The sequence below is a fragment of the Streptomyces spinosus genome, assembly GCF_020400655.1.
Taxonomy (GTDB): domain Bacteria; phylum Actinomycetota; class Actinomycetes; order Streptomycetales; family Streptomycetaceae; genus Streptomyces; species Streptomyces argyrophylli.
In genome coordinates, this window is sequence record NZ_JAINRC010000009.1 from 168225 (window position 1) to 187342 (window position 19118).

General features: G+C 73.7%; 16 protein-coding genes. 5 read left to right on the forward strand and 11 right to left on the reverse strand.

Annotation, left to right across the window (positions count from 1 at the left end):
* Positions 1–43 precede the first annotated feature (43 nt).
* Positions 44–1702: a catalase gene (locus LG395_RS18740; protein ID WP_225810541.1), complete on the reverse strand. Its 1659-nt coding sequence runs from the start codon at positions 1700–1702 to the stop codon at positions 44–46.
* A 276-nt stretch (positions 1703–1978) separates the two neighbouring features.
* Between LG395_RS18740 and LG395_RS18745 the strand changes: the two genes are divergently transcribed.
* Positions 1979–2668 carry a chaplin gene (locus tag LG395_RS18745; protein ID WP_171150572.1) on the forward strand — a complete coding sequence of 230 codons (690 nt, stop codon included), beginning with the start codon at positions 1979–1981 and terminating at the stop codon, positions 2666–2668.
* A gap of 209 nt (positions 2669–2877) precedes the next feature.
* On the opposite strand, the gene LG395_RS18750 is transcribed toward LG395_RS18745, so the two are convergent.
* Positions 2878–4230 (reverse strand): hypothetical protein, encoded by a 1353-nt coding sequence (locus LG395_RS18750; RefSeq protein ID WP_225810542.1) that lies wholly within the window; start codon positions 4228–4230, stop codon positions 2878–2880.
* A 112-nt stretch (positions 4231–4342) separates the two neighbouring features.
* Between LG395_RS18750 and LG395_RS18755 the strand changes: the two genes are divergently transcribed.
* Complete coding sequence (locus LG395_RS18755; RefSeq protein ID WP_225810543.1) at positions 4343–5614, forward strand: molybdopterin-dependent oxidoreductase; 1272 nt, start codon at positions 4343–4345, stop codon at positions 5612–5614.
* A gap of 313 nt (positions 5615–5927) precedes the next feature.
* Here LG395_RS18755 and LG395_RS18760 read toward each other — a convergent pair whose 3' ends face one another.
* From LG395_RS18760 to LG395_RS18770, 3 genes are read right to left on the reverse strand one after another with little or no spacing between them, the layout of a single operon-like run.
* Entirely contained in the window at positions 5928–6737 is an 810-nt protein-coding gene (locus tag LG395_RS18760) for a class I SAM-dependent methyltransferase (RefSeq protein WP_225810544.1), read from the reverse strand.
* Positions 6734–7360 carry a TIGR04282 family arsenosugar biosynthesis glycosyltransferase gene (locus LG395_RS18765; protein WP_225810545.1) on the reverse strand — a complete coding sequence of 209 codons (627 nt, stop codon included), beginning with the start codon at positions 7358–7360 and terminating at the stop codon, positions 6734–6736. The genes LG395_RS18760 and LG395_RS18765 overlap by 4 nt, the downstream gene beginning before the upstream one ends.
* A complete protein-coding gene (locus LG395_RS18770; protein WP_225810546.1) occupies positions 7357–8061 on the reverse strand; it encodes a glycosyltransferase family 2 protein in 705 nt (234 codons plus the stop codon). Before LG395_RS18770 ends, LG395_RS18765 begins: the two co-directional genes overlap by 4 nt.
* A gap of 124 nt (positions 8062–8185) precedes the next feature.
* Here LG395_RS18770 and LG395_RS18775 point away from each other — a divergent pair, with 124 nt between their 5' ends.
* Positions 8186–8974, forward strand: coding sequence for a response regulator transcription factor (locus LG395_RS18775; RefSeq protein WP_225810547.1), 789 nt, complete (start codon positions 8186–8188; stop codon positions 8972–8974).
* Position 8975: 1 nt separating this feature from the next.
* On the forward strand, positions 8976–10085 hold the full coding sequence (locus tag LG395_RS18780) for a sensor histidine kinase (RefSeq protein WP_171150567.1): 1110 nt from the start codon (positions 8976–8978) through the stop codon (positions 10083–10085).
* 86 nt (positions 10086–10171) lie between these two features.
* On the opposite strand, the gene LG395_RS18785 is transcribed toward LG395_RS18780, so the two are convergent.
* The 5 genes from LG395_RS18785 to LG395_RS18805 form a co-directional block, all read right to left on the reverse strand.
* A complete protein-coding gene (locus LG395_RS18785; RefSeq protein WP_225810548.1) occupies positions 10172–11161 on the reverse strand; it encodes an NAD-dependent epimerase/dehydratase family protein in 990 nt (329 codons plus the stop codon).
* A gap of 153 nt (positions 11162–11314) precedes the next feature.
* A complete protein-coding gene (locus LG395_RS18790; RefSeq protein WP_225810549.1) occupies positions 11315–12694 on the reverse strand; it encodes a GH1 family beta-glucosidase in 1380 nt (459 codons plus the stop codon).
* A gap of 32 nt (positions 12695–12726) precedes the next feature.
* Positions 12727–13554 (reverse strand): carbohydrate ABC transporter permease, encoded by an 828-nt coding sequence (locus tag LG395_RS18795; protein ID WP_171150564.1) that lies wholly within the window; start codon positions 13552–13554, stop codon positions 12727–12729.
* Between the two features lie 5 nt (positions 13555–13559).
* Positions 13560–14513 (reverse strand): carbohydrate ABC transporter permease, encoded by a 954-nt coding sequence (locus LG395_RS18800; RefSeq protein WP_171150563.1) that lies wholly within the window; start codon positions 14511–14513, stop codon positions 13560–13562.
* Positions 14514–14524: 11 nt separating this feature from the next.
* A complete protein-coding gene (locus LG395_RS18805; RefSeq protein WP_171150562.1) occupies positions 14525–15799 on the reverse strand; it encodes an ABC transporter substrate-binding protein in 1275 nt (424 codons plus the stop codon).
* A 280-nt stretch (positions 15800–16079) separates the two neighbouring features.
* Here LG395_RS18805 and yicI point away from each other — a divergent pair, with 280 nt between their 5' ends.
* Positions 16080–18350, forward strand: coding sequence for an alpha-xylosidase (gene yicI / locus LG395_RS18810; protein WP_225810550.1), 2271 nt, complete (start codon positions 16080–16082; stop codon positions 18348–18350).
* 59 nt (positions 18351–18409) lie between these two features.
* Here the strand turns inward: yicI and LG395_RS18815 are convergent, their stop codons facing one another.
* Positions 18410–18805, reverse strand: a complete 396-nt coding sequence (locus LG395_RS18815) for a hypothetical protein (RefSeq protein WP_225810551.1) — start codon at positions 18803–18805, stop codon at positions 18410–18412.
* Positions 18806–19118 lie beyond the last annotated feature (313 nt).

The following is a 19118-nucleotide window of genomic DNA, read 5'->3' on the forward strand; positions in this document are numbered from 1 at the left end:
GGGCTCAGCGGGCCACCCCGTCACCCCGTCACCCCTCAGCCCGTCACCTCGTCACCTCATGGCGCGCGTCCGGGACGCAGTGCGTCATGGTGAGGCCCTCGACGTCCCGCGGCGGGTTCTTGCCGAGGTTCGCCAGCCGCTCCTTGTCCTCCTCGGTGAGGTCCTGGCCGGCCAGCGGCTCCAGGTCGGCGACGTCCTCCGGACGGATGCCGAGGCCCTCGCCGACGCGCAGCCCGAGGTCGTTCTCCACCAGCAGGAAGTGCCAGACCATCCGCTCCTGGATGGACCGGTCGCACCGGGAGAGCTGACCGGTCAGGTTCCGCACCAGGTCGTCGCGCTCCCACTGCTCCATCAGCAGGTACCGCTGGCCCGCCTGGAGGTAGTCGTTGGTGCGGGGGATGCGCTTGCGGGTGAGCCGGCCGCGGATCTCCGGGCCCTGCTCGTCGTGCGCCGGGTACTCCGCCTCGCGCAGGCCTCCCCGGACCGAGGGCTCGTAGTTGACGCTGGGGTTCTCCCCGCCGCCGTCGACGTGGTACGTCATCTGCCCGTCGCGCTGGTTGGTGCGCACCTGTGCGTTCTTCGCCTGGTTGACCGGGAGCTGGAGGTAGTTCGGGCCGACCCGGTAGCGCTGGGTGTCGCTGTAGGAGAAGGTCCGGCCGACCAGCATCTTGTCGTCGGAGAAGTCCAGGCCGTCGACGAGCACACCGGTGCCGAAGGAGATCTGCTCGTTCTCCGCGAAGAAGTTCTCTGGCATCCGGTCCAGCACCATCCGGCCCACCGGCCTCGGCGGGAAGTCCTGCTCCGGCCAGGTCTTGGTGTCGTCCAGCGGGTCGAAGTCGAGTTCCGGGTGCTCGTGGTCCTCCATGACCTGCACGAGCAGCTCCCACTCGGGGTACTCACCCCGCTCGACGGCCTCGTACAGGTCCTTGGTGGCGTGACCGAGGGAGCCGGCCTGGACGTTGGCCGCGTCCTCCTCGGTCATCGAGCGCACGCCCTGCCTGGGCATCCAGTGGTACTTGACGAGCACGGTGTTGCCCTCGGCGTTCACCCACTTGTAGGTGTTGACGCCGAAGCCCTGCATGTGGCGGTAGTCGGCGGGGATGCCGCGCGGGCTGAACAGGTTGACCAGCATGTGCATGGCCTCGGGCGTCTGCGACATGAAGTCGAAGATCCGGTTCGGCTTCTGCTCGAAGTCCACCGGGTCCGGCTTCAGGGCGTGGATGACGTCCGGGAACTTGATGGCGTCCCGGATGAAGAACACGCCCAGGTTGTTGCCGACCAGGTCCCAGTTGCCGTCCTCGGTGTAGAACTTGACGGCGAAGCCGCGCGGGTCGCGCGCCGCCTCGGAGGAGTCGCGGCCGCCGATGACGGTGGAGAAGCGGACGGCGACGCCGGTGCGCTTGCCGCGTTCCTGGAACAGCTTCGCGCGCGTGTAGCGGGCGATCGGCTCGTCGCCCCAGGCGCCGTACGCCTCGAAGAAGCCGTACGCCGTGACGCCGCGGGCGTGCACCACCCGTTCGGGGATGCGTTCGCGGTCGAAGTGGCTGATCTTCTCCAGGAACTGGTAGTTCTCCAGCGTCGCGGGCCCACGGGCGCCGACGGTGCGCTGGTTCTGGTTGTCATGGACCGGGTGGCCCTGCCGGTTGGTCAGGATCCTCCGGCCGTCCCCGGGGGCGGGGCCGGTGCCTGCTGCGTCACTCATGTCGAGGGCTCCTAGAAACGGGAGAGGCGGTACGACAAGCGTCGCCAAGACCACCTGCCGAGTACCCGAAGGCGCGCGGCCATGCCCGGGCCGAACCCCCGGACGGCTCTCGGGCGCGGACGAGGCGCGGACACGCCCACCGGGCCGTCGTATAGGGCAAAAGGCTGAAAAACCATAACTTGCAGGTGTACGGCGGCGTTTCCTCCGGTGCGGGTGAGTGCCCGCGACCGTGTCTGGAAGGGCTGGGAACCGATGAAACGGGCTACCCGAAACAGTGTGATCGCCATCGCCGCCGCGTCCGGCGCGATGGCAGTGGCGGGACCGGTGCACGCCGACTCCGCCGCGGACGGTTCCGCGGGCGGCTCGCCCGGGCTGGTCTCGGGCAACGGCATCCAGTTGCCGGTGCACCTCCCGGTGAACGTCTGCGGGAACACCGTGAACGTGGCGGGGCTGCTCAACCCTGCCATGGGCAACACGTGCGCCAACAAGGGCGGCGGCCAGGCCGGGGAGAAGGAGCAGGCCGCGACGCCCAGCGGGGCGACGGCCCACGGCAGTACACAGGACTCGCCGGGCCTGGTCTCCGGCAACGACATCCAGTTGCCGGTCGACGTGCCCGTCAACGTCAGCGGCAACAGCGTGAACGTGGTCGGTGTCGGCAACCCCGTCTTCGGCAACACGTCCGTGAACGCCTCCGGCCACCCCGAGGAGCCGGTCCGGACCACCCCGCCCGAGCCGCCCACGCGGGTCACTCCGCCGCCGGTGCGTTCCGAGCCCCCGCGGCCCCAGGAACCGCCCGCCACCCACCCGGCGCCGCCCGTCGTGCGGCACGAGCCGCCCGGCACCCTGGCGCACACCGGAACGGAGACCACCACCTGGGCGGCGGCCGCCGCGAGCCTGGCCTCACTGATGGGCGGCACGCTGCTGTACCGCCGCTTCCGCACGAGGAGGCCCGGCTCCGAGGCCTGAGCCCCGACGCCGCGCCGCACCCTGGCCGGGCGCCCGGCCAGGCCGCCCGGCCGCAACGGAAGGGGGCGGGTCCGTACCCGCTCCGGCCGTCGGCGCCGGGCGCCGCGCGGTCGGGTGCCCGGCGGGCGGCGGCTGTGCGGCCCGTGTGCTCGGGCGCCCCGGCGACCGTGGCCTCGCCCCCGCGACGGCCGACGCCCTCGCGGGCCGGTTCACCAGCCGGTGAGCAGCAGGTGGTTCAGCAGGAGCGCGAGCGCCGCCTGGGCGGTGAGCCAGCCGCGTGGGCGGGTGAGGAGCGCGCAGGCCGGGAGCAGCCACATGGCGAAGGGCAGCCAGATGCGTTCCGTCTCCGCCTTGCTCATGCCGGACAGGTCGGCGACCAGCAGGGCCAGCAGCGCCGCCGCCACGAGGAGGGCCAGCCGGGACTCCGCCCGGGGGACCGTGCGGCGGCGGGCGAGGGAGACGCCCGTGCGCCGTAGCCCCGCCGCCGTGGCCGGCCCGGTGATCAGCACCGTGCAGGCCAGGTTGGCCCACACCCAGTAGCCGTAGGGCCGGATGCCGCCGACGCCCTGGTAGTAGCGCGTCACCAGCAGCCGGTACCCCTCCCACCAGTCGAACCCGGCCAGCGTGAACACCGTCGGGACGACCGCGAGCCCGGCCAGGAAGAGGACGATCGGGAGCGGTCGCGGCCGGCGCCGTCCCATCACCAGCACCGCCGCCGCCCCGACCAGCGCGAAGAGCGTCAGGCCGTACGAGAGGTAGCAGGTCAGGCCGTACAGCAGCCCGCTGCCTGCCGCCCAGGCCGCGGACCGCCCGGTGACCGCCAGGGCCAGCAGGGCCACCGACCAGGCGGCGACCGCGGCGAAGTAGCCGTCGGCCGAGGCCCCCACCCACACGGCGGCCGGGGCCAGGACCAGGAACGGCGCCGCCCGCCGGGCCAGGCGCTCGTCGGCCAGCGCCCGCACCGCCACCAGTACCGCCACGCAGGCGGTCGCGCCGACGGTGACGCACCAGGCACCGGCCCAGCCGCCGCCGCGCAGCCCGGCCCGGTCCAGCAGGACGAAGGTGACGGTGGCGGCCGGAGGGTGCCCGGCGACGTGCGCGGGCCAGGGGCCGGGGGAGCCGCTGACGATGTGGTGGGTGAAGTCGCGCAGCGCGGCCGGGAGGTCGTGGAAGCGGCCGATCACCGTCAGGTACTCGTTGTGGGTGGTGAGCCGCCCGGCCACACCCCGCCGCCAGCCGTCGACCAGCGCCAGCGACCAGGTCCAGGCCAGTGCCGTGGCCCAGGCCGCGAGGAGCAGCACCCGCCACGGCAGCCGTGCGGCGACGGCGGGCCCGTACGCCACCACGGCGACCGCCACCAGGACGGCGGCCGGAGTGCCCGGCCCCAGGTGCGGGTCCCACTCGGCGAACAGCGGAGGCCAGTGCACGAACAGGGTGCGCCGGGTGTCCTGGATGTGCCGGCCGACCAGCACGGCGACGAGGACGAGCAGGGCGGCGGCCGACGCGGCACACAGGTCGGCGCGCAGGCCGGCGTACCGGTCACGGAGGGGAGGCGAGGTCACACCGGAACGCTAGGGCGGCGACCGGGGGAACGAGAGGAGCGGCGGCGCGACGTCAGCGTTTCGTCATGGGTCGCGACCCCGCTCCGGGGCGGTTCCGGCCTACCGTCGGACCATGCGAGACGACGACCCGCGACTTCCCTCCTCGCCCGGTTTCTGGCGCAGCCCGCTGCGCGGCCCGTGGTTCACCTCGGTGCTCGGTGTCGTGCTGCTGGTGGGCGTCACGGTGCTGTTCGTGACGGGTCTGGTGTCCTACGCCGCCTACAACCCGGACCTCGCACGGGTGAACGACCAGACGCCGGACAAGGGGATCCTGGGCTTCTACCTCTTCGCCTGGCCGACGGACCCTTACTGGCTGTACCGGCTCACCCAGGGCCTGCACGTCACCCTCGGCATCACCCTGATCCCGGTGCTGCTGGCCAAGCTCTGGTCGGTCGTGCCGAGGCTGTTCGCCCTGCCCCCGGCCTGCTCGCTCGCGCACGCCCTGGAGCGGATCTCCCTGCTCCTGCTCGTCGGCGGCGGGCTGTTCGAGTTCACCACCGGCGTCCTGAACGTCCAGCTCGACTACGTCTTCCCCGGCTCCTTCTACCCGCTGCACTTCTACGGCGCCTGGGTCTTCTTCGCCGCGTTCGTGGCGCACGCGGCGCTCAAACTGCCGACCGCCGTACGCAGCCTCCGCCGGCGGCGCGAGGAGCACGGGGCGCACGGGGAGCGGGTGTCCCGCGCGCCGGAGCCGGGGGAGCTGGTGTCCCCCCGCCCACTGCCGCCGACCGTTTCGCGGCGCGGGGCGCTGTGGTTCGTCGGGGGTGCCTCGCTGCTGCTCCTCGTCACCACCGCCGGCCAGAGCATCGGGGGTGTGCTGCGGCGCACCGCCCTCCTCGCGCCGCACGGCGGAGCCGACCCCGGCGGCGGGCCGAACGGCTTCCAGATCAACAAGACGGCCGCGTACGCCGGGATCGACGCGGCGGAGACCGGCGAGGAGGCATGGCGGCTCGTCGTCACGGGCCGCACCGGAACGGTCCGCCTCAGCCGCGCCCAGCTGCTGCGCATGCCGCTGCACAGCTCGGCCCTGCCCATCGCCTGCGTCGAGGGCTGGTCGACGCAGGACCAGTGGTGGCGCGGGGTCCGGCTGCGCGACCTGGCCGCGCTCGTCGGGTACGACGATCCGCCGGACCTGTTCGTGGAGTCGCTCCAGCGGCGCGGGGCCTTCCGCCGGGCCGCCCTGCGCGCCAACCAGGTGGCCGACCCGCGCTCCCTGCTCGCCCTGTACGTCAACGGCGAGGAGCTGTCCCCCGACCACGGCCATCCGGCGCGGATCATCGTGCCCGCGGCGCCCGGGGTGCTCAACACCAAGTGGGTGGCCCGGCTGACCTTCGGAGCGCTGTGATGCGCCCGCGCCCGGCCCTCGGCAGCCCCTTGCAGATCCTGCTGCTGGCCTGCTCGTTCGCGCTGGCCGGCTATGCCGGCGTACGGCTGTTCGCGGGCGACTGGCAGGCCGTGGCGCTGTGGCTGGTGGGCGCGGCACTGCTGCACGACCTCGTGCTGCTGCCGCTGTACGCGGTGGCGGACCGGGCGGTCGTCCGCGCCCTCGGCGCCGCCGGGCGCCGGCAGCGGACCATGTACGTCCGGGTCCCGGCCGCCCTGTCCGGTCTGCTGCTGCTCGTGTGGTTCCCGCTGATCACCGGCATGGTGGACCGGCCCTACCGGTCCGCCACCGGTCTGTCGGCGGACGGTTTCCTCGCCCGCTGGCTGCTGATCAGCGCGGTGCTGTTCGCCGGTTCGGCGCTGCTGCTCGCGCTGCGGGGACTGCGGCTGCGCAGGGCGGCGAAACGGCGCCGGCCGGTCGTCCACTGACCGACGGGCCGCCACCCCGCCCGGCCCGCGTACCGCAGCAGGGCCGGGGTGCCGAGCCGCGCCCACGGAAAGGCGCCGTCGCCACCGGCGCCCACGCCGTGGCCGTCCGTCTCCGGGCCGATCGCGCCCGTCTCCATGCCGGTGCCGTCGACGACCCGGACCTCGGACCGTTCGTCGACGTCCACCGCGGCGGTCTCGGCGATCAGCAGTCCGCCGGGCCGCAGCAGCCGGGCCACCCGGTCCAGCAGGGCGCGCGGGTCGCCCCCGATGCCGACGTTGCCGTCCATGAGCAGCACGGTGCCCCAGCGTCCCTCGCCGGGCAGCGGCTCGAACACCGAGCGCCGCAGCGCCTGGCCGCCGAGCCGCACGGTGTGGTCGACGGCGGCCTCGCTGACGTCGATGCCGAGGACGGTACGGCCCCGGGCGGCGAGTTCCGCCACCAGCCGCCCCGGTCCGCAGCCGACGTCGAGGACGGCTCCCTCACAGCGGTCCAGCACCGCCCGGTCGACCGGGTCCGCCCGCGCGCACCAGCGCTCGACCTCCAGCGGCAGCAGCCAGCCGTCGCTGCGGCGCAGGAACAGCGGGCCGCGCCCGGTGCGCAGCGCGGCGGCGTAGGGACCGGCCCCGCCCCAGGGGGTGACCGGCGGGGTGCTCATCGCCCGGTCCCGCCGGTGTGCGCGGTGCACCGGGCCAGCCGGGCGGCGAACCGGCCGTGCGGCGCCCGGGCGGCGACCGCCACCGCGTCGGCGGCCGTGTCCACGTCCCGCAGCCGGGGCAGTGCGCGCACCCGCAGCCCCGCGGCCACCAGCCGCCGCCGCTGGACGGCACCCGTCCACGGCGTCGACATGGGCACGCCCCGCAGCAGAGCCGGGTCCGGCTCGGCCAGTCCCAGCGCCCAGAAGCCGCCGTCCTCCGCCGGACCGAGGCACGCGTCGTACCCCGCGAAGTCCACGGTGAGCAGCTCCGGGGTCACCTGCGGGGTGTCCATGCCGATGAGCAGGGCGGGACCGGTGCACCGCGCGAAGGCGTCGGCCAGCCGCAGGTCCAGCCCGCCCGCGCACTGCGGCACGACGTCGAAGCCGGGCGGCAGCCAGGGGCCGGGGCTGCCGTCCAGCACCAGGACGCGCCGGGTCGCGGGGGCCGCCGTGACGGCGAGCAGGGTGTCGGCGAGCGCGGCCTCGGCGAGCGCCGCCGCCTCCGCCGGGCTGAACGGCGGGGTGAGCCGCGTCTTGACGCGTCCCGGCAGCGGTTCCTTGGCGATCACGAGCAGCGTGGTCACGGTGCGGTCCTCCCGCCGGCCTGCGGCTCGGCCAGGACGCGGCTCATGTCCCGCACCGCCTGCCAGGTGCCGCGCCAGGTGCCCGTGACCTTCGAGGCGCCGGCGCGGGGCAGGTACGGCACGTCGTGCTCGGCGATCCGCCAGCCCGCGTCGGCCGCGCGCACCACCATCTGGAGCGGATAGCCGCTGCGCCGGTCGCTCAGGCCGAGCCCGAGCAGAGGCTCCCGGCGGGCGGCGCGCAGCGGTCCGAGGTCGTGGAGCCGCAGCCCGGTGCGGCGGCGCAGCAGCCGCGCGAGCGCGAAGTTGCCGGCCCGGGCGTGCGCGGGCCAGGCGCGCCGGGTCCGCGCCCGCCGCCGGCCCAGGACCAGGTCGGCCCGGCCGTCGAGGACGTCCCGGACGAAGGGCACGAGGTGCCCGGGGTCGAGGGAGGCGTCGCAGTCGCAGAAGCAGACGACGTCGGCGGTGGCGGCGGTCAGCCCGGCGTGGCAGGCGGCGCCGAAACCGCGCCGCGGCTCGTGCACGACGGTCGCGCCGAGGGCGCGGGCGATGTCCGCCGAGCCGTCGGTGGAGCCGTTGTCGACGACGAGGGCGCGCCAGCCCGCCGGGATCCTGGCGAGCACCCAGGGCAGGGCCTCGGCCTCGTCCAGGCAGGGCAGCACCACGTCCACGCTCGCCGCCGAGGAGGGGGATGAGGGGGTCACGCCGTTCACCCTACGAATGCGAACCGGGCATACCGGGCCGGCGCTGCTTACGAAACGCGGACGTCCGGGCCGGGACCGGGCCGGGGGCACGACGCCCGCCTCGGCCCGGTGACAGGCTGGAGGCATGCAGCAGCCGCACCTGCCCGCCGGGCGCCCGGCCACGGACGGGACCGCACCCGTACCCGGCCCCGCCGCACCGGACCCCGGGTCCGTCCCCGGTACCGCCCGGATCCTGGTCGTGGACGACGACGCGACCGTCGCCGAGATCGTCGCCGGGTACCTCGGCCGCGCCGGATACGTGGTCGACCGCGCCGCCGACGGCCCGGCCGCCCTCACCCGCGCCGCCGCCCACTGGCCGGACCTGGTGGTCCTGGACCTGATGCTGCCCGGGATGGACGGACTGGAGGTCTGCCGGCGGCTGCGCGCACGGGCCCCCGTCCCCGTCGTCATGCTCACCGCCCGCGGTGACGAGGACGACCGCGTCACCGGCCTGGAGGTCGGCGCCGACGACTACGTGACCAAGCCGTTCAGCCCCCGCGAACTGGTCCTGCGGGTACGGTCGGTGCTGCGCCGCGCGCTGCCCGCCACGGCCACCGGTCCGCTGGCCGCGGCCGGTGTCACCGTCGACCCGGCCGCCCGCCGCGCCACCCGGAACGGCACCGAACTCGCGCTCACCCTGCGGGAGTTCGACCTCCTCGCCTTCTTCCTGCGGCACCCCGGGAGGGCCTACAGCCGGGAGGACCTGATGCGCGAGGTGTGGGGCTGGGACTTCGGCGACCTGTCCACGGTGACGGTCCACATCCGCAGGCTGCGCGGCAAGGTCGAGGACGACCCCGCCCGGCCGCGCCTGATCCAGACCGTGTGGGGCGTCGGCTACCGCTTCGAGCCGAGCGGCGCGGAAGGGGAGGGCTGACGTGCGCGACACCGTCCTCATCGCCCTGCTCGCCTTCGGCGGGGCCGCCGTCACGGGCCTGGCCGGGGCCGCCGCGCTCCGCATGCTGCGGCGCCGCTCGCTCACCGTGTCCCTCGCCGTGATCGCGGCGGTCGGCGTGGGCGGCGTGCTGGCGGGCACCCTCGCCGTCGCCCGGGCGATGTTCTTGTCCCCCCACGACCTGAGCGTGGTGACGACGGTCGTCGCCATGGCGGCCGTGGTCTCCCTGGCGACCGCGCTGGTGCTGGGCCGCTGGGTCGTCGCCCGCAGCCATGAACTCGCCATGGCGGCACGCTCGTTCGGCGAGGCCGGCGACTTCGCCGCCCCCGAGGGCCCGGCCACCGCCGAACTGGCCGCACTGAGCCGCGAACTGGCGGCCACCAGCGCGAGACTCGCCGAGTCCCGGGAACGGGAACGCCTGCTGGAGACCTCGCGCCGGGAACTCGTCGCCTGGATCTCCCACGACCTGCGCACCCCGCTCGCCGGACTGCGCGCTATGTCGGAGGCCCTGGAGGACGGCGTCGCCGACGACCCCGGCCGCTATCTGAAGCAGATCCGCACCGAGGTCGAGCGCCTCAACGACATGGTCGGCGACCTCTTCGAACTCTCCCGCATCCACGCCGGCACGCTCCCGCTGAGCCCGTCCCGGATCTCCCTCCACGACCTCGTCGGCGACGCTCTCGCGGGAGCCGACCCGCTCGCCCGCGCCCACGGCGTACGGCTGGTCGGCGACCGGGTGGAGCCGGTCCCGGTCGAGGTCGACGCCAAGGAGATGAGCCGCGTCCTGGGCAACCTGCTGGTCAACGCCATCCGCCGGACGCCCGCCGACGGAACCGTCGCCGTCGCCGCCGGGCGCTCGCCCGACGGTGTGGTGCTCTCCGTGACGGACGGCTGCGGAGGCATCCCGGAGGAGGATCTGCCCCGCGTGTTCGACACCGGATGGCGCGGCACCCACGCCCGCACCCCGCCGGCCGGCGCGGGTCTGGGCCTCGCCATCGTGCGCGGCATCGTGGAGGCCCACCGGGGCCGGGCCACCGTACGCAACATCCCCGGCGGCTGCCGCTTCGAGGTCACGCTCCCGGCGGCCCGGTAGGGCCTCTCGTCCGGATCAGGCCGGCCTGATGCGAAGGAAAGACCTCGGGGGCTCCCCTCCGGCGGAGTGAGCCGCACCGGCCCCGGTCACCGCGAGGCCGCGAACTCGCGCATGCCCTCCTGGAAGCCGACCTCCGGCTTCCAGCCCAGTTCGGCCCGCAGCCGGGAGGAGTCGGCGGTGATGTGCCGTACGTCGCCCAGCCGGTACTCCCCGGTGACGACAGGCGCGGGACCGCCGTGGGCGCCGGCCAGCGCGCGGGCCATCTCCCCGACGGTGTGCGGCTCGCCGCTGCCGGTGTTGTACGCGGTCAGCGCGCCCGGCGCGGACCCCGCCTCCAGCGCGACGACGTTGGCCGCGGCCACGTCCCGCACGTGCACGAAGTCCCGGCGCTGCCGGCCGTCCTCGAAGACGCGGGGCGCCTCGCCCCGGGCGAGCGCGGACCGGAAGAAGGAGGCGACGCCGGCGTAGGGGGTGTCGCGGGGCATCCGGGGGCCGTAGACGTTGTGGTAGCGCAGCGACACCGCCCAGCCGCCGGTCGACCGGGCCCAGGCGGCGGCCAGGTGCTCCTGCGCCAGCTTGGTCGTGGCGTACACGTTGCGCGGGTCGGCCGGCGCGTCCTCGCCGACCAGCCCGGGCGTCAGCTCCGCGCCGCACACCGGGCACCGCGGCTCGAACCGGCCCGCGTCCAGATCGGCGACGGCCCGTGGGCCCGGCCGCACGACCCCGTCGCGCGGACACACGTACCGTCCCTCGCCGTACACGACCATCGACCCGGCCAGCACCAGGCGCCGTACCCCGGCGTCGGCCATGGCCGCGAGGAGTACGGCGGTGCCGAGGTCGTTGCGGGAGACGTACTCCGCCGCGTCCGCGAAGCCCGTTCCGAGCCCGACCATCGCGGCCTGGTGACAGACGGCGTCCACACCGGTGACGGCCCGCGCGACCGCTGCCGGATCACGCACGTCGGCGGCCGGGTCCGTGCGCACGTCGAACACGGCCGCCTCGTGTCCGCGCGCCGCGAGCGCCGCGCACACATGAGACCCGATGAACCCGGCGCCGCCGGTGACCAGTACCCGCATGCCCCCACGCTAGGCCCGCGGCGGCACCGGACCGGGAGGCCGCGCCCGCACGTCACGACTCCGTAAGACGGGCGTCGCGGCGGATGGCCCCACCGGCCGTCGGACCGGCGCGTCCGGCGGCCGGCGGGACACGGCGCGTCCGCCGGGAACCCGTCAGCCCCGCTGCGCGGCGATCATCGCCTTGTACCAGTGGTAGCTGTCCTTCGGCGTGCGTCGCTGGGTGTCGTAGTCGACCCGGACGATCCCGAAGCGCTTGTCGTAGCCGAGGGCCCACTCGAAGTTGTCCAGCAGCGACCAGACGTAGTAGCCGCGGACGTCGACGCCGGCGTCCATCGCGGCGCGCAGCGCGGTGAGGTGGTCCCGCAGGTAGGCCACCCGGTCGGTGTCGTGAACCGCGCCGTCGGCGGAGAGCGTGTCGTCCTCCGCCGAGCCGTTCTCCGTGATGTGGACCGGCGGCAGCGCGTCCCCGTACCGCTCCTTGAGCCGCACCAGCAGGTCGGTGAAGGAGCCGGGGTCCACCGGCCAGCCCATCGCCGTGTGCCGCACGTCCGGCAGCCCGGCCTCCGTGTAGCGGTTGTCCGTGGCCACCCGCCGGGCCGGGTCGGCCTCGCGGTACGGGGCGTCGGCGACCACGACGGGCCGGTAGTAGTTGACGCCGAGGAAGTCCAGCGGGCGCGAGATCAGTTCCAGGTCGCCGTCCCGCCGGAAGTCCGCCCCGGTGATCAGTCCGCCCCAGGTCTCCTCCTCGGTGGCCGGGTAGCGGCCCGCGAGGATCGGCTCGGTCCACACCAGGTTGTGCTGGGTGTCGGCGCGGACCACGGCCGCGAGGTCGGCGGGGGAGTCGCCGGCCGGCAGGTTGCGGTCGAGGTTGAGGGTGATGCCGACCTCGCGCACCCCGGCCGCCCGCAGCGCCCCGACCGCCAGGCCGTGGCCGACCAGCAGGTGGTGGGCGGCGGCCAGCGCGCCCCGGCCCTCCCGGGCGCCGGGCGCGTGCCGGCCCACGGAGTAGCCGAGGAAGGCGCTGCACCAGGGCTCGTTGAGGGTGATCCAGCGCGGCACCCGGTCGCCGAGGTGTCCGGCCACGACGGCCGTGTACTCGGCGAACCGCTCCGCCGTCTCCCGCACCCGCCAGCCGCCCCGGTCCTCGAGGGCCTGCGGCAGGTCCCAGTGGTAGAGGGTGGCGGCCGGTTCGATGCCGGCGGCGAGCAGCTCGTCGACGAGCCGGGAGTAGAAGTCCAGCCCCTTCGGGTTGACCGGGCCGGAGCCGTCGGGCACGATCCGCGGCCAGGCGATGGAGAAGCGGTACGAGTCCACGCCCAGGTCGCGCAGCAGCGCCACGTCCTCCCGGTAGCGGTGGTAGTGGTCGCAGGCCACGTCTCCGGTGTCGCCGTTCGCCGTCCGGCCCGGCGTGTGGCTGTAGGTGTCCCAGATCGACGGCCCGCGGCCGTCCTCCCGGGCCGCGCCCTCGATCTGGTACGAGGCGGTGGCGGCGCCGAAGACGAAGCCGGGCGGGAACTCGGGGAAGTCAGTCATGGAGGCCGTTTCCAGGGGGACGCGGGGGCGGGTCACTTGACGGAACCGCCGGTGATGCCGGCGGCGATGTACTTCTGGGCGAGCACGAGCAGGATCGCCGCCGGCACCGCGGACAGCACGGAGGCGGCCATGACCGAGCCCCAGTCGCCGACGTGGGCCCCGATGTACTGGTAGATGCCCAGCGTGACCGGCTTGACGTCGTCGGTCGTGTTCAGCGTGAGCGCGAACATGAAGTCGCTCCACGAGAAGAGGAAGGCGAACAGCCCCGACGTGATCAGCGAGTTGCGGCTCATCGGCAGGACGACCCGCAGGAACGTCCGCACCGGCCCGGCACCGTCCATCTGCGCGGCCTCGATCACCTCACCCGGGATCGACACCATGAAGGACCGCATCAGCACGATCGAGAACGGGATGCCGAGCGAGGCGTCCGCGAGCATCAGACCGAAGTACGAGTTGACCAGGCCGAGGTCGACGTACGAGTTGTACAGCGCGTTGGCGATGACGATGCCCGGCACCATCTGGGTGATCAGCGTGCCGAAGACGATCGTCCGGGAGCCGCGCAGGCCGAACCGGGCCAGCCCGTAGGCGGCCGGCGCGGAGACCGCGAGGCAGATGACGACCGCGCCGAGCGAGACGACCAGCGAGGTCAGCAGGTGACCGCCCTGGTCGTCCAGGGCCTTGGAGAAGCCGGACAGGTCCAGGCTGCCGGGCACCGGGTCGACCTGGAGCAGACCCGAGGCGGGCTGGAGGGCGGTGTTGAGCATCCAGTACAGCGGGAACAGCATGACGCACAGGATGAGCACACCGGCGAGGGTGGAACCCCAGCGGCGCCCGGATGTCGTGGGCGTGCGAGCGGCCATGGACGTCACTTCCCCTCGGTGCGGTTGGCCCGCAGGTAGAACACCGCGAAGACCGCGGAGACAAGGATGAGTACGTTGCCGACGACCGCGCCCGCGCCGAAGTCCAGCCGTACGAAGGAGTTCTGGTAGGTCAGCGTGCCCAGGGTCTGGGTGGCGTCGGCCGGGCCGCCGTCGGTGAGCGCGAGGATCAGGTCGAGGATCTTCACCGTCGACATGAAGCCGAGCACGAGGACGACGGTGATCACCGGCTTGAGCTGCGGCAGGGTGATGGAGCGGAAGGTCCGCCAGGCCGAGGCGCCGTCCAGGGAGGCCGCCTCGTACAGCTCCTTGGGGATCTCCTGGAGACCGCCGTAGAGGATGACCATGTTGAACGGGATGCCGATCCAGATGTTGACCAGGATCACCGACAGCAGGGCCATGCCGGGACTGGTCAGCCACGGGGTGTGACCGCCGAGGCCGAGCGTGTCCAGGAACGAGTTCAGGACGCCCGTGTCCTGGTCGAGGATGCGGCGCCACACGATGCCGGACACCACCATGGGCACCAGCCAGGGCAGCAGGATCAGCGACCGCAGGACACCGTTCAGCGGGAAGCGGCGGCTGAAGAACACCGCGAGCGCGAGCCCGATGCAGAACTGGCCGAGCAGCGACCCGGCGGTGAAGACCAGGGTGTGCCACAGCGCCTTGCCGAACAGCGGGTCCTGGAACACGTTCGACCAGTTGTCGGCGCCGTTGAAGGGCGCGTCCCCGGTGAAGAACGTCTTCGGGGTGAAGTGCTGGAAGCTCATCACGACGTTGCGGACGAGCGGGTAGCCGAAGAACAGCAGCATGAAGACGACCGCGGGGGCGACGAACCCCCACTGGGCCAGTCTGCGTCGGCGGCGCAGCCGGGCCGGGTCCGGCGCGGCGGCCGTCCGGGACGCCTTCCCTGGCGCCTGGGCGGTGACGATGGACGTGGTCATGATGGCTTACCTCAGTTCCCGCTCGTGGCCCGTTGCTGGGCGCGCTTCAGGGCCGCCTCGCTGGACTGGCCGGTCAGGGCGGACTGGAAGGCGCTCTGCAGGGCGAGCGACACGCTCGGCCAGCCGGCGCCGAGCTTGGCGGTCCGGGACCGGGCGGCGGCGACCTGGTCGGCGAGCGCGTCCAGCTCGGGCACCCGCGTGCGCCACACGGCGGCGGCCTTGGCGTTGGCCGGGACCATCCAGCTGTTGAGCGCGTAGGTCAGCTGCTCCTTCCGGCTCGACAGACAGGCGACGATCTCGCCCGCCCGCTTCTCCCGCGCCTGGTCACCGGTGTTGGGCACGGTGAGCACGGCACCGCCGAGCGGGCCGACGGAGGGCGCGCCGGGCCGGGGGACCGGGATCTTCGCGATGCCCCAGTGCAGCGACTTCTTGGTGTTGAGCGTCTCGACCTGCCACGGGCCGTTGATCATCATCGCCGCGTTGCCGGCCATGAACTGGTCGTTGACGTCCGCCTGCGTCCAGCTGACCGTCGACTTCGACAGCGAGCCGTCCGCCAGCAGGGTCTTCCAGTAGTCGAGCGCGCCGGCGACCTGCGGGCTGTCCAGCCTGGTCTCGTCGCCGCCGTTGGACCACATGAACGGCGTGAACTGGAAGACGCCGTCCTCCGCGCCGCCCGCGCTGAGCGCCAGCCCGTAGCGCTTGCCGCCGGTGAGCTTCTTCGCGGCCTCGCGCAGCTCGTCCCAGGTGGTGGGGACCTTCACGCCGGCCTGGCCGAGGACGTCCTTGTTGTAGAACAGCGCCAGGGTGTTCACCGACCGGGCCGCGCCGTAGTACGTGCCCTTGTACGAGCCGAAGTTCACGATGCCCTGGGGGATGTCCCGGGTGCTCAGGCCGAGCGTCCTGAGGTCGACCAGGCCGCCCGCCTCGGCGAACGTCGGCATCTCCGAGGCGTCGAACTGGACGATGTCGGGCAGCGACTTCGAGGACGCCATGCGCAGCGCCTTCGTCATGACCTGCGCGGCCGGGACGCTCTGCTGCTCGATGGTGACGCCGAGCTGCTTGCCGCAGCGGCCCATCGCCTCGGCGTCCCAGCGGTGGTAGGTCTCGTCGGTCGACGAGTTCATGACGGTGAAGACGTCGCCGTCACGCTGCTGACCGCATCCGGTCAGGGCCGCCCCGGCGACCAGGACCGACACGGCGGTGAGTGGTGCCACGGCCCTGCGGGAGCGTCCCCGGCGCCGGGCGACCGGGGACCTCTCAGGAACGCGATTGAAGCGCTTCGACATGCTGCGGCCCTTGCTGTCGTGTGCCCGGCTTCGTCGCCGGGTCTTTTGTTTGGCCTGATGACTAATACGTCAATCCCCGGTGTCACGCTAGACCCCCACGCGTGTTCGTCCGGCTACGCAGCGGAGCCGAGTTCGATTGCCCGACGAAGAAACCACAGGTCACGGTGGATGTCGCGGCGTCAGCCAGGTGTGACGGCGATTTCTTCTGTGTACGATCAACCCGCCGGGCGACAGCCTCCGCCGTCCCCGCCGAACAGCCCCGCTCCCCCCGAGGAAGACCATGAAGTTCACCAACGGGTTCTGGCGCATCCGCGACGGCGTCGAGGTCGCGTACGCCACCGAGGCGCGTGACGTACGCGTCGAATCGAAGCGCTTCACCGCGTTTGCCTCCGTGCAGAAGGTGACGCGCAGAGGAGACACGCTCAACGCGCCGCTCCTCACCGTCGACTGCTTCTCACCCGCCGAGGGCGTCATCGGCGTGCGGGTCACCCATCACGCGGGCAAACGCCGTCCGGGACCGGACTTCGCCCTCGCGGCCGAACCCGGCGGGGCGGGAGAGGTCCGCCGGGACGGCGCCGTCACCGAGCTGACCAGCGGCCCGCTGACCCTGCGCCTGGACCGGGCCGCCCCGTGGTCGCTGACCTTCCACGACGCGGACGGGCGGGAGCTGACCCGGGCGGGCCGCAAGGGCACCGCGTTCGCCACCACCGACGACGGCGCCCACCACGTCCTCACCCAGCTCGCGCTCGGCGTCGGCGAGCACGTCTACGGCCTCGGCGAGCGCTTCACGCCGTTCGTCAAGAACGGCCAGGTGGTCGACATCTGGCAGGCCGACGGCGGCACCAGCAGCGAGCAGGCCTACAAGAACATCCCCTTCTACCTCTCCTCACGCGGCTACGGCGTCTTCGTCAACCACCCCGGCGCGGTCTCCTTCGAGGTCGGCTCCGAGGCCGTCGGGCAGGTGCAGTTCAGCGTCGAGGACCAGACGCTGGAGTACTACGTCGTCGCCGGCCCCACCCCGAAGGACGTCCTCACCCGCTACACCGGCCTCACCGGCCGCCCGGCGCTGCCGCCCGCCTGGTCCTTCGGCCTGTGGCTGACCACGTCCTTCACCACGGACTACGACGAGCAGACGGTGACGTCCTTCGTGGACGGCATGGCGGAGCGCGGCATCCCGCTGTCCGTCTTCCACTTCGACTGCTTCTGGATGCGCGAGTACCAGTGGTGCGACTTCCAGTGGGACCCCGAGGTCTTCCCCGACCCCGAGGGGATGCTCGCCCGGCTGAAGGCCAGGGGCCTGAAGGTCAGCGCCTGGATCAACCCGTACATCGCGCAGAAGTCCCCGCTGTTCGAGGAGGCCGCCGCGCTCGGGCACCTGGTGCGCCGGCCGGACGGCGACGTGTGGCAGTGGGACCTGTGGCAGGCCGGCATGGGCCTGGTCGACTTCACCAGCCCCGACGCCCGCGCCTGGTTCCAGTCCAAGCTCAAGCCGCTGCTGGACCAGGGCGTGGACTGCTTCAAGACGGACTTCGGCGAGCGCGTCCCGACCGACGTCGTCTGGCACGACGGCTCCGACCCGGAGCGGATGCACAACTACTACACCCACCTGTACAACCAGACCGTGTTCGAACTCCTCGAGAAGGAGCGCGGACAGGGCGAGGCCGTGCTCTTCGCGCGCTCCGCGACGGCGGGCGGCCAGCAGTACCCCGTGCACTGGGGCGGCGACTGCTGGTCGTCCTTCGAGGCCATGTCCGAGTCGCTCCGGGGCGGCCTGTCGCTGTCGCTGAGCGGCTTCGGCTTCTGGAGCCACGACATCGGCGGCTTCGAGGGCACGCCCGACCCGGCGGTCTTCAAGCGCTGGCTGGCCTTCGGCCTGCTGTCCTCCCACAGCCGGCTGCACGGCTCGTCGTCCTACCGGGTGCCGTGGGCGTTCGGCGAGGAGGCCGTCGACGTCGCCCGGCGGTTCACCCTGCTCAAGCACCGTCTCATGCCCTACCTGTACGGCGCCGCCGCCGAGGCCCACCGCACCGGTGTGCCCGTGATGCGGCCCATGGTCCTGGAGTTCCCGCGGGACCCGGCCTGCCGCCCGCTCGACCGCCAGTACATGCTGGGCGCCGACCTCCTCGTCGCCCCGGTGTTCGGCGAGGACGGCGAGGTGGAGGTCTACCTCCCCGAGGGCACCTGGACCCACCTCCTCAGCGGCGAGCGGGTCACCGGCCCGGTGTGGCGCACCGAACGGCACGGCTACGACAGCCTCCCGCTCTACGTCCGCGAGGGCGCCGTACTGCCGCTGGCCGCCGACGACCAGCGCCCCGACGGCGACTGGCTCGACGACCTGGTCCTGCTGGTACACCCGTCGGACGGGCGGACGTACACCCGCCAGGTGAGCGTCCCGGACCTGACGGGGGCGCCGGCCGCGGTGTTCCAGGTCCGGCGGGACGGCGACCTGCTGCGTGTCACCGTGGACGGCACCGACCGTCCCTTCACCGTGCGCGTCGCCGGCGGGGCCACCGCCGGAGGCACGGGGGAGGTGACGGTCCCGCTGCGCTGAGCGGCCCGCCGGGCGGATCCACGGCGGCGGTGACCCGGGCAACGGCCACCGCCGCCGGTTCACTCCGGGCGCCCGGGAGGCTCTGCCCGGCCCGGACGGTCTCGCCGTCCCCCCGCCGCGGTCGCGGCACACCACACGACCCGGTCCGGCCCCAGCGTGTGCGTGCGCGCGGTCTGGACGGCGGCGTCCTCCTGGGGAGTGCGGGGGAGCAGCGCCCCGGTGCCCCTGGCGCACGCCTGGCGCGCGCAGCCGGCGAACCCGGCGAGGAGGCCGGCCAGGCGTTCGCGGCCACGGTCCCCCGGATACCGCTGGAGGAGGCCCGGCGTGTACAGGGCGAGCAGCGACCCCTCGGGATGGGTGATGCCGGCCTTCTCCAGCGGCTCACCGGCGCGGGCCCGGGCGGCGCCGAGCGGCGGTTCCGGCGGCGCCGTCGTGCCGTCGGGACACACGCTCACGGGCCCGGGGGGTCCGTGCCGGAGACGGAGCAGCGCCGCGACATGGGGTCGTGGACCAGGTACAGGCACGTGGCGCCCGTCTCGCCGCCGCCGGCACCGCCCGGCACGTCCCGCGCCGGCCCGTGCCGGCGGTCTCCGGCCCCGGCCCCGCCCCGTCGTCGGCGTCGAGCCGGCGCACCGGGTCCTCGAGCCGGGCGAGAGTTCGTCCGGCTCCAGGTCCGGGTCCGGCACGGTGTGCACCGCCGCGCGCAGCCGTCCCGTGGCCGCGGCGACCTGTACGCCGTGGCCGGGCACCCGGGCCGCGACGAGGGCG